The following is an 11,842-nucleotide window of genomic DNA, read 5'->3' on the forward strand; positions in this document are numbered from 1 at the left end:
GTAATGAAAAAAGTATATATCATTTCTTTTATGCTGCTATGTTTGTGCTTCAGTAATTGTGCTAAGAATAAAAGTACAAGTAAAAGTTTAGCCTTAGAAGAAGGTTTTAAAAATCCACCAAACGAAGCAAAAGCGAGAACTTGGTGGCATTGGATCAGTGGCAACGTTTCTAAATCGGGCATTACAAAAGATTTAGAGGCCATGAAAGCAGTTGGCATTCAAGAAGCACAATTGTTCAATGTGCACTTAGGTTTCCCAAAGGGTCCTATAAAATATTTAAGCGAAGAATGGCTAGACTTATTTAAATTCTCTGCCGAAGAAGCAAAGCGTTTAGGTTTAGAATTGGCATTTCATAATAGTCCGGGCTGGTCATCTTCTGGCGGTCCTTGGGTGACAGAAGAAAACGCAATGCAAACGGTAGTTTATAGTGAACTTGAAGTTGCAGGCGGAAACACCATAAAAGAACTACTACCAAAACCTAAAACCAAATTTGAGTATTATCAAGACATCGCTATATTGGCATTTCCAAAGCCAAAGGAATTCAAGAAAATAGACGGATTAGATTATAAAATACTATCTGAGCGTATTCGTAATCATTTGTTACCTGATACTACATCTATTTCTAACGCGTCTATTATTTTAAAAGAAAGTGTTTTAGATATCACTTCTAAAGTCTCAAAAGATGGACTTTTGGAATGGAACGCACCAAAAGGCGAATGGATTATTTTAAGATTCGGGCATACACCTATAGGTACAACTAATCGTCCTGCACCACCGGAAGCGAAAGGCTTAGAAGTGGATAAAATGAGTAAAAGCGCAGTAGATGCTTATTGGAAAGGCGGCGTGCAACCTATAATTGATAAGCTAGGCAATTTAATAGGAACTACTGTTAACAATTGCCTAATTGATAGTTACGAAGTAGAAACCACTAATTGGACAAGTGGTTTTGAAACACAATTTAAAAACTTACGAGGGTATGATTTAATATCTTATCTACCAACATTGGCTGGCTATTATGTTGAAAGCGGCGAAATTTCAGAATGTTTTCTTTGGGATTATAGAAGAACCATAGGCGATTTGATTGCCGAAAACTACTATGAGCATTTTGCAGATCTATGTCATAAAAACGGCATGCAATTTTCTGTAGAACCCTATTGGGGCCCTTTTGACAATATGCAGGTGGGTGCGACCGGCGATATCGTAATGTGCGAATTCTGGAGCGGTGGTTATCCATTTTTTGATTCTGCCAAGTTTGTGTCATCTATAGCACATTTAAACGGCAGCTCTATTGTAGGTGCAGAGTCCTTTACGGGTATCGGTGGTTGGGACAAACACCCAGCTGACTTAAAATCTATTGGAGATCGCGCTTGGACAGAGGGTATAACGCGCTTTATTTTTCATACCTATGTGCATCAACCTTGGGATGTTGCACCAGGATTAGCATTAAGTTATCATGGTTTTGATTTTAACAGATTAAATACATGGTGGTCGCAAAGTAAAGCCTACATGGATTATTTGGCACGTTCCCAATACTTGTTACAGCAAGGTAAAAATGTTGCAGATGTATTGGTATTTACAGGAGAATCCTCTCCGAATATCGGATTTATAAAATCCCAAATCAAAGAAATGGGTTTCGATTATGATTTAATTGGAGCCAACAAGTTAAAAGACCTATCTGTAAAAGACGGGATCATCTATTCATCTGTTGGTAATACTTATACGGTGTTAGTATTACCAGAATCTGATTATATAAAACCTGAAACTTTAGAAAAAGTAATAGAATTGGTAGAAGGTGGTGCAATGGTAATTGGTAAAAAACCAAAGCAATCTCCGAGTCTTACTAATTATCCTGAAAGTGATGTGTATATCAAAAAAACAGCCAATGCTCTTTGGGATAGTACTATAATTCAAAATATTTCTATTGAAGATTTTTTAGAAAAAAATAGCATTGCCCCAGATTTTTTTGCCAATGTTAGTAAGAATGCTGATATTAGTTTTATTCATAGGAAAACCCAAGATGCCGATATTTATTTTGTTGCAAACGCAAGAAAGGAATCCGTAAGCTTTAATGCTAATTTTAGAGTAGCAAACAAACAACCAGAATTGTGGAATACACAAACAGGCGACATTACAAAATTAGCTGTTTGGCAGGATAAAGAAAATGGCACGACTAGCATTCCCATAACTTTAGATAGTGAACAATCTGTATTTATAATTTTTAGAGAAACTACAGAAAATCAAAATCATATTGTAAAAACCACTGAAAGTTTAAAAATACCAAAAGCAGAATCTTTATCAAACTTAAAAATTATAAAAGCAGAATACGGTAATTTTCTACAGGAAGGTTTAATAGATGTTACTGATAAAGTCTCCAAAGAAGTTATTGATGGTAAATTAGTTTTTCAAATGACGAGAGCCTTTTGCGATTGTGACCCAGCTATGGGTTATGTCAAAGAGTTTAGAATGGTATATCAAATTGGCGATGAAGTGAAAGACATTCACGCAGAAGAAAGAGAGTTTGTAACGATTGATGCAGAAGGTAAAGAACTCAAAATAATTTCGGCGGTATTTGGTAAGTTTAAATCGGAAACTATGGGTGTACCTAAAAACTTTCAAGCCTATGATGTTACTGAAAATATAAGGAAACAGGTAGCACTTGAAAGGTATACTGTTAAAATTTCTGACGATTTAGTAGATGGGAAAACCTTGAAAAATGAAGATAATTTACTAAAAATCACTTTTGAAACAGACGGCAATACAAGAACTGAAATTATTTCTGAAGGTGAGCATTTAAACTTGAAAATAGCGTTTCCAAATTCAGAAATTTATAAAAAAGATGGGAATACAGTTTGGAAAACGCCTTTTTCAGGAACACTATCTTATCAAACAAAATTAGGAAACTCCAAATCTATAAAAGTAAAAGTTCCACAACCTGTAAACCTATCAGAAAATTGGGAAGTAACATTCCCATTGCGAAACGGAATATCAAAAAATAAAACTTACCAAACATTGTCTTCTTGGTCGGAAGATTCAGATGAAGAAATTCAGCATTTTTCAGGAACAGCTGTTTATAAAAAAACAGTCAATCTTTCTAAAAAGCAGCTATCTAAAGAAAATTCACTAGAGTTAGATTTAGGCAGCGTGGGCATTATTTCAGAAGTGATCATAAATAACAAAAAAGTGGCGACACTTTGGAAAGCACCGTTTAGAGTAGCTATCGATGATTTTGTAGAAGAAGGAGAAAACACCATACAAATTAAAGTGACAAATTTGTGGGTGAATCGCTTAATTGGAGATGAAAAATTGCCATTGGATTACGAGCGTAAAGGTGAAAAAATTACGGCATTACCAAATTGGTTGCATCATCCTTATGCACGTCCATCAAATAGACAAACTTTCGCCTCTTGGAAACATTGGAGTGAAGATTCAGAATTGCTGACATCTGGATTGTTAGGTCCTGTCAAAATAAATGTTTTTTTAATTAAAGAATTAAAGTAATAGAATAGGTTTAATAAAAACTAAATAAAATGAAAAAAATATGCATCCTATTTTTAATGATTGGGTTATTATTTTCTTGCGGAAATAAAACTAAAAATAACAAGACCGCAAATCTGGCAAAAACCGAAGTGGCACAACAACCCAATATAATTTTCATATTATCAGACGATCAATCTTGGACAGATTACAGCTTCATGGGCGATGAAAATATTGAAACCCCTAGGTTAGATAAATTTGCATCAGAGAGTTTAACGTTTACCAGAGGCTATGTACCCACACCTTTATGTTCGCCATCTTTAGCAAGCATAATTACCGGTTTATATCCAAAAGATCATGGTATTTATGGGAATGATAAAGTTTACGAACGCATAAAAGAGGACCGTGTAGCTAATAATAAAAATAGAGCTGAAGCTTACAAACCCATTATTTCAGCTTTTGAAAAACAAACGACGCTTCCAGACATGTTGAAAGAAAAAGGCTATTTATCATTTCAAACAGGAAAATGGTGGCATGGAAATCATAAAATAGGTGGTTTTGATGATGGTATGACGCATGGTGATCCTGAAAGAGGTGGCAGACATGGCGATTTTGGTTTAACCATTGCTAGAGAAGGCTTGGATACCATTAGTAATTATGTAGATGTCGCTTTAAAACAAAAGAAACCGTTCTTTTTATGGTATGCACCATTTATGCCACACACACCTCATACACCTCCCGCACGTTTATACGAAAAGTATAAAAAGAAGACTGATTCAGAATATTTAGCGAAATATTGGGCGATGTGCGAATGGTTTGATGAAACTTGCGGGGAATTATTCGATTTAATTGAGGATAAAGGACAGATGGAAAATACCTTATTTGTGTATGTATGTGACAATGGTTGGAGACAAGACCCAGAAAAGGGTACGTATTTGAAAGAGTCTAAACGCGCACCTTACGATTTAGGAATTCGCACCCCAATTATGTACAAATGGGCAGGTAAAATAAGCCCTAAAATGGATACCAAAACCATTGTGAATAGTATAGATATGGTGCCAACAGTTTTAGATATATTAGATATTGAAAAGCCAGATAACTTGTCAGGAATAAGTGTTTTAGATTCTAAAAGTATTAATGAACGTAAAGGTTTTTTCGGAGAAGTATATGCCCACGATTTTGATACGGTAGAAAATAGTATGTATTATAACATGGCTATTTTTCCGCCATATAAAATTATAGTTCCAAATCCTGTCAGCAAAAAAGATGAAGTTATACAGCTATTTAATATTGATACCGATCCTTTTGAAAAAAATAATATCGCCGAAAGCAATCCAGAAGTTGTAAAAGATTTACAAGAAAAAATTTACGCATTTAGATCAAAATAGGGTGTTTCTACTCTAATATGTAAAAAAAGATAACTTAATTTCATTCATGAAAAGAAGAAATTTTATTCAATTATCATCTATTACTGGGGTAGGTTTATCGCTATCGGCTAGAGGTCTTTTGATAGCTTGTGGTGATGTTGTAAACGTGGAACAATCGGCCGCATATAAAAAACTAATCTTTGAATTGCTTCAAGATTGGTGTGACGGATTGATTCAGACGCAGATTATAAAGCCTTCGGACCGTTCTGTCCACGGACTTTTTGACTGTCCTGCTTGTGATACAATTCATGCTCGTGTTATGGATTCTGTATATCCATTCTTTTATATGGCGAAAGAAACGGGACAAAAAAATATTTAGATGCTGGTATAGCGGCTTTTGAATGGGGTGAAAACGTAACGAGAGCAGATGGTGCATGGACAAATGATTTAGATCCAAAATCTTGGGACGGTACAACTGTTTTTGGAGCAGTTGCCTTAGCGGAAACCTTGAAGTAGCATGGCGATTTATTAGATGAAAATACCCGTAAAAGCTGGTATCAACGTTTAGAGTCAGCAAGCGAATTTGTTTATAATAGATTTGATATAGTTGGAAATGCCAACATTAATTATGGAGCAACAACCATTTACGCCTTAAATATTATAGGTAAATTATTAAACAAGCCCGAATACATCAGTAGAAGTAAGCAGTTAGCATCTCAAATTAAAGCCTACTTCACACAACCCAATCATTTTATATTTGGCGAGATACAAGGTTCTGACAAGAAAAAATTCAGTCCAAAAGGTTTATTAGGCATTGATTTAGGCTATAATCTTGAAGAAACACTAAGTAATTTAGTATTGTATGCATTAGCCGAAAATGATGATGCATTATTAGCACTGCTGAAAAAATCGTTAGATACCCATTTACAATTTATACTACCAGATGGTGGCATTGACAATAGTTTTGGAAACAGAATGTTTAAGTGAACCTATTGGGGAAGTAGAACAAGTGATGGTATGCAACAAGCCTTTGGTTTAATGGCAGATTATAATTCTGCATTGGGTACGGCAGCCTTTAAAAATGCAGAATTATTAAAAAAATGTACCCATAACGGATTATTACATGGAGGTCCACATTATATAAATTACGGCATTAAACCTTGTGTACACCATACATTTGCTCATGCAAAACCATTTGCCTCAATATTGGACCATTGGGAGTATTTACCAAAAATTGATACGTCTACACCATTACCAAGAGTAGTTGCATATGGTGAAACTTATTTTAAAGAATTAGCCGTTTCCACTTTTGGTATAGGAGATTGGAGAGGTACAGTTTCTGCTTACGATTCTGTTTATAAACCAACAAATGATGTTCGGCAAGCAACAGGAGGTACATTGGCTTTGTTGTATCATAATAAAGTCGGACTGATTTGTACTGCGAGTTTAGCAATCTATAAAATGATAGAAGCTTACAATCAGCAACCTCAACCGGGCGAAGACATTGCTTTAACACCAAGAATAGAAACTTATAAAGATGGTGTTTGGTTTACTAGTTTATTTGATTTAGAAGCAACATTTACTAGTAAAGCCGATAACGATACTATTGGGTACGAAGCGAAAGTGCAGCTAAAAAATGAAGAGAAAGAAGTCGTTATAGAAACGGCATCAGATTTTATCTTAAATTATAATTGCTCTAAAGAAAAGTTAGAGATTTCAGCATCAACAAATCAAAATATTAAAAAGCCCGCGGCTTTTGTATTACCCATTGTTTCTCCACTAGGCGAAAAAGTGGAACAGCTTTCAGAAAATATAATTACCATTGAAAAACCTAATGGTACAGTGAGAATAAGTGCTAATGTAGCCTTGATGATTAAAGAGACACCAAAAGATAGAACTTTTAATATGGTACCAGGCTTAGCGGCAGTTCCCATTATAGCAAGTTTTCAGAAAGAAAAAACACAGGTTAAGATTACTATTGAAATTATTTAAAATACGCAGCGTCATTATCATGAAAGTAGTCACCATATAGTACAGGATAGCTCAACAATAAAACATCGGTATTTTAGTACACCTTACTATGTTATTATGAAAATGAAACTTCTTCCTATTTTATTTCTTGTATTTTTTTTCCATCTGTCATGCCAAAAACAAGATAACGTTACCACAAATTTAGCAGAGGAATTTCTGAATCCACCAGCTAGTACAAAGCCTAAAACATGGTTTCATGCCATGAGTGGAAATATGACAAAAGAAGGGCTTACAAAAGATTTAGAGTCTATGTCAGAAGTTGGCTTAGGCGGTTCTTTACTTTTCAATGTTACGCAGGGTATCCCCAATGGTCCCATAAAATACAATTCAAAAGAACATCATGAACTTATAAAGCATGCAGCCACAGAATCTGAACGATTGGGTCTTAGTTTTGGTGTGCACAACTGCGATGGTTGGTCTGCGAGTGGAGGACCATGGGTAACGCCTGAAGAATCTATGAAAATGGTGGTTTGGAGCGAAACTATAGTTAATAGTGGTCTTGTAAATATTAGATTAAATGAGCCCACTAAAAGAGAGGGATTCTATAAAGATATTGCCGTATTGGCGTATCCTGCGTTAGAATCTGAAATAGATGACTCAGAAAATATTCCAATGATAATGGCATCTGATCAAAACTTGGCTATTGAGCTTATTTCAAACGGAAAAATTGACAATGAATCTAAACTAGAAGCTAAGAAAGACGAAAAGCTCTGGGTACAATTTTCTTACGAAAAGCCAAAAATAACTCGCTCAGCCAAAATTATTTTTAATGACCGAAATAGTACTGCAATATTACAAACCAGTAAAGATGGTAAAAACTTTATAGATGTTCGTGAACTTTTTAAGGTGCGTACAGGTAAAGGAGAATGGGCTATTAACGATCATTTTGAAGGAGTTACCTCAAGGTATTTTCGATTAAGATTCAACCAAACAACAATCATAAAAGAAGCTGAATTATCGGCAAATTATTTTATAAACAATCCTTTAGGCAGAACGGCCATTGCACGAACAGAAGCCCATGCATTAGATGCGATTGGGGATCCAGAATCTAATATGTTAATTGACCCACAGCAAGTAAGAAATATCTCGGATCAAATGGATGAAAACGGGAATCTGAAAGTAGAACTGCCAAAAGGAAAATGGACGATAATGCGTTTTGGATATACCTCAACAGGTGCATTCAACAACCCGGCATCTGACGAAGGTCGTGGTTTAGAAGTAGATAAGTTAAGTAGGGCGCCATTTAAAAAGCATTATGATGCCTTTATTAAAAAAGTAGTGGATAATGCTGGTCCGACAGCACCAAATGCCTTACAATATATTGAGATTGACAGCTATGAAATGGGTGGGCAAAACTGGACCGAAGATTTTGAAAAAACTTTTAAGGATGAAAAAGGGTATGATATTATTAAGTTGCTGCCATTGGTAGCAGGTAGATTTATAGGAAATTCAGAAAAATCAGAGGCTATTTTATCTGATTATAGAAGTGTGATTTCAAACTTGATGACCAAGAATTATTTTGAATATTTTACGGAGCTATGTAATGCAGACGGTCTAAAAAGTTATATAGAACCTTATGGTTTTGGTCCTTTGAACGATTTAGATATTGGTGGTGTTACCGATATTCCTATGGGTGAATTTTGGATGAACAGACCCATCACCCAAACAGAATCGGCAGTATCATCAGCACATATTTACGGTAAACCGGTAATTTCTGCAGAATCATTTACATCTAATCCAACAATCAATTGGAAAGGTCACCCTGCTATGGCAAAAAATTCGGGTGATTTAGGGTGGACATACGGTATCAATGAGTTTATGTTTCACCGCTTTGCGCATCAAGCAAACCCAAATGTTGCTCCAGGTATGACCATGAACCGTTGGGGCTTTCATTTTGACCGAACCCAAACATGGTGGCAAAATGCAGGTGCCGCATGGTTTAAATACATTGCCCGAGGTTCTCACTTATTACGGCAAGGTATTCCTGTTTCAGATGTTTTAATTTACATTGGCGAAGGCTCTCCAAATTCATCTTATTATCGAAATGATATCTCCCCTGCTATTCCTAAAACCATAAATTTTGACAATGTAAATACCGATGTTCTTATGAATCGAATTCGTATTAAAGAAAACGAATTAGAACTGCCCGAAGGCACATCGTATAAAGTACTATTATTACAAAATAGTAAAACGCTATCCCTTGCTACTGCAAATAGAATTTTAGAAATTGCAAAAAGCGGTGTACCTGTATATGGCGAAATACCAACTCAATTAGCAGGCTATATGCAATCGGAAGAAAATATAAAAAGGTTTAACGAAATCATTCAAAAACTTGAATCGCTTGTTCAACCGCTATCCGATTGGGAAACAGTATTAACTACCAACAACATTCAACCCGATTTAGAACTTTTAGGTCAAGAATCGGTGGACTACGCACATCGTAAAACTGAAACAGAAGATATTTACTTCTTTTTTAATCCAGATTCTGTATCCAAAACATTTAATGCCCAATTTAGAATTCAAAACAAAATTCCTGAACTATGGAACCCTATGGATGGAAGCATTACTAAACAAGGTCAATTTATCTCTAAAAATGGAATAACATCAACAACTATTCCCCTAGATGCTGGCGAGTCTATTTTTGTAGTTTTCAGAGAAGACATAAATAATACGCTACATATCGAGAACCCCGTCGAAAGCATTACTACTAACTTAACAGAAGATAATACGCTACAAGCTACCACTGCTTTAAATGCTACCTATATTATTCCTTTATCATCAAACACAAATTGGGAAGTTACCATTAACGATATTCCTGAAGCATTGGATATTTCTAAAAATTGGCAAGTTAATTTTCATGAAAACGGTGGTTATAAAGGCAACATAAAGTTAGATTCTTTAGTGGATTGGAGTTTACACCCTAAAGATTCTATTAACTATTATAGCGGCACGGCGAGTTACAAGAAATCTTTTTCCTTGAATGCGAACCAGGTAAAAGAAGGCACGAACATCAACTTGAATCTTGGTGAAGTCTATATTGTTGCCGAGGTTAAAATAAACGGTAAAAAAGTAGCGGTTTCGTGGATGCCTCCATTTGAAGTGGATATTAGCGAATTTGCAACTATGGGTGAAAATAGTATAGAAATTGAATTGACAAACCAATGGAGCAATCGGTTAATAGGGGATGAACGGTATGCCCCAAATGATGGCGGATATAAATTAGGACCTCACCGAGCAACCGATTTAATGATGCCGCAATGGTATACCAATAATGGACCAAGACCTGCTGGTGAGCGAACAACCTTTACTACGGCACCTTTTTACACGAGAGATAGTGCGCTTATGCCCTCTGGTTTATTAGGACCAGTTACCTTGAATTTCTCAAAAACCGTGAATAAAATATAAAATTCTTCTTCTATTGGGACTTGAGAAGATAAAAGCCGATTTTCAAAAAATAGAACTTTATAATTTATATTAAGTACATGCAAAAGACGACTACTTTTCTTTTTACCATTTTTATTTCACTAATTGCCTCATGCCAAGATAAAAACAAGTCGGTTGAAAATGGGCAACCCAACATAATTTACATTTATGTTGATCAAATGAGTGCAAACATGATGAGTTGCGCCGGCAACACATATTTAAATACGCCAGCTATAGATTATATAGCCAATAACGGTATTAGGTTTACAAAAGCATATACGACCAACCCGGTTTGCTCTCCCGCAAGGGTAAGCTTAATGACGGGTAGATTTCCAAGTTATTTTAAAGATAATCAGGGAAATGAAGTTAGGGAGAACAGAGCTTCTATGAAAATACCTGGGGTATCGTCAGAAGTAAAAAATACGACCATTGCATCTTTTCTTAAAAAGGCGAACTATCAATTGTATTTTGGAGGCAAGGAGCATTTACCCGAATCTTTAACACCTAATACACTAGGTTTTAATAAATTCTCTGACAATGAACGGGGCGAATTGGTAAATAAAGCGGTAGAGATTATTAATGAGGAGCATAAAAAACCTTATTTTATGGTGGTATCATTAATAAACCCACATGATATATGCTACATGGCCTTAAGAGAAAAGGCAACAAGTGCAAATGACGCCTTATTACTTAAACGCGCAGAAGTTGAAATTGCTACCTTGAATAATGCCATGAAAATACCGGACGGCATCAGTGAAACTGAATTTTACACAGATTACTGCCCGCCTTTACCCCCCAACTTTGAACCTCAAAAGGATGAGCCAAGGGCCATCAAAAAATTAATTAATGACAGACCCTTCAGAAAAAATGCCAGAGAGAATTTTACAGAAAATGATTGGAAACACCATAGGTATGCATATCATAGGCTAACCGAAGTATTAGATAAAGAAGTTCAATTTTTATTAAATGCCATAAAAGCAAGCGGACAAGAAGAAAATACCTTAATAATATTTTCAAGCGACCATGGCGAAATGAGTGCAAGTCACCGTATGGAGCATAAATCTACCCTTTATGAAGAATCAGCTAATATTCCCTTATTGGCAATGTGGAAAAACCATATTCCAAAAGGTCAAATTAATGATCAAAATCTGATTTCAAACGGTTTAGATATACTACCTACCGTTTGCGATTATGCAAATATTACTGGTATTTCAGACGTAAAAGGTAAAAGCCTAAGACCACTGTTAGAAGGTAAGAATGTTAAATGGCGAGAAACCTTGGGTGTTGAAAGTGAAATAGGTAAAATGGTTATTGATACTAATGGGTTAAAATACATTCGCTATGATGCAGATGGCGTTGAAGAGCAATTATTAAATTTAGAACTAGACCCATTTGAGACTACTCACTTTACCAATGACCCCAAATTTAAACAAGATTTGGATAGAATGCGTACCATTTATGAGAAAGAGTGGTTTGATTAATTAGTATAAATTCTACATGTAATATATCTTTCATAATACTACTGACCACAAGAAACAAATGAATAT

General features: G+C 35.4%; 7 protein-coding genes. All 7 read left to right on the top strand.

Going from position 1 to position 11,842, the window contains the following annotated elements; all coding sequences use genetic code 11:
* The first annotated feature begins 3 nt into the window (after positions 1-3).
* The 7 genes from SJY30_RS09105 (at position 4) to SJY30_RS09135 (ending at position 11,776) form a co-directional block, all read left to right on the top strand.
* Positions 4-3,498: a glycosyl hydrolase gene (locus tag SJY30_RS09105; RefSeq protein WP_396635234.1), complete on the top strand. Its 3,495-nt coding sequence runs from the start codon at positions 4-6 to the stop codon at positions 3,496-3,498.
* Positions 3,499-3,527: 29 nt separating this feature from the next.
* Positions 3,528-4,862 (top strand): sulfatase, encoded by a 1,335-nt coding sequence (locus SJY30_RS09110; protein ID WP_396635235.1) that lies wholly within the window; start codon positions 3,528-3,530, stop codon positions 4,860-4,862.
* Positions 4,863-4,908: 46 nt separating this feature from the next.
* Positions 4,909-5,220 (top strand): hypothetical protein, encoded by a 312-nt coding sequence (locus SJY30_RS09115; RefSeq protein WP_396635236.1) that lies wholly within the window; start codon positions 4,909-4,911, stop codon positions 5,218-5,220.
* A gap of 479 nt (positions 5,221-5,699) precedes the next feature.
* Positions 5,700-5,828, top strand: coding sequence for a hypothetical protein (locus SJY30_RS09120; protein ID WP_396635237.1), 129 nt, complete (start codon positions 5,700-5,702; stop codon positions 5,826-5,828).
* A gap of 30 nt (positions 5,829-5,858) precedes the next feature.
* Positions 5,859-6,833 (top strand): hypothetical protein, encoded by a 975-nt coding sequence (locus SJY30_RS09125; protein ID WP_396635238.1) that lies wholly within the window; start codon positions 5,859-5,861, stop codon positions 6,831-6,833.
* Positions 6,834-6,929: 96 nt separating this feature from the next.
* A complete protein-coding gene (locus tag SJY30_RS09130; protein ID WP_396635239.1) occupies positions 6,930-10,277 on the top strand; it encodes a glycosyl hydrolase in 3,348 nt (1,115 codons plus the stop codon).
* A 77-nt stretch (positions 10,278-10,354) separates the two neighbouring features.
* Positions 10,355-11,776: a sulfatase gene (locus SJY30_RS09135; protein ID WP_396635240.1), complete on the top strand. Its 1,422-nt coding sequence runs from the start codon at positions 10,355-10,357 to the stop codon at positions 11,774-11,776.
* The last annotated feature ends 66 nt before the right edge of the window (positions 11,777-11,842 follow it).

Origin of the sequence: Maribacter sp. R86514 (assembly GCF_044597005.1) — a bacterium.
Taxonomy (GTDB): domain Bacteria; phylum Bacteroidota; class Bacteroidia; order Flavobacteriales; family Flavobacteriaceae; genus Maribacter.

Bases quoted from the DNA above. Each gene is read 5' to 3' on its own strand.
- SJY30_RS09105 (WP_396635234.1), top strand. From the start codon at position 4: ATGAAAAAAGTATATATCATTTCTTTTATGCTGCTATGTTTGTGCTTC.
- SJY30_RS09110 (WP_396635235.1), top strand. From the start codon at position 3,528: ATGAAAAAAATATGCATCCTATTTTTAATGATTGGGTTATTATTTTCT.
- SJY30_RS09115 (WP_396635236.1), top strand. From the start codon at position 4,909: ATGAAAAGAAGAAATTTTATTCAATTATCATCTATTACTGGGGTAGGT.
- SJY30_RS09125 (WP_396635238.1), top strand. From the start codon at position 5,859: ATGCAACAAGCCTTTGGTTTAATGGCAGATTATAATTCTGCATTGGGT.
- SJY30_RS09130 (WP_396635239.1), top strand. From the start codon at position 6,930: ATGAAAATGAAACTTCTTCCTATTTTATTTCTTGTATTTTTTTTCCAT.
- SJY30_RS09135 (WP_396635240.1), top strand. From the start codon at position 10,355: ATGCAAAAGACGACTACTTTTCTTTTTACCATTTTTATTTCACTAATT.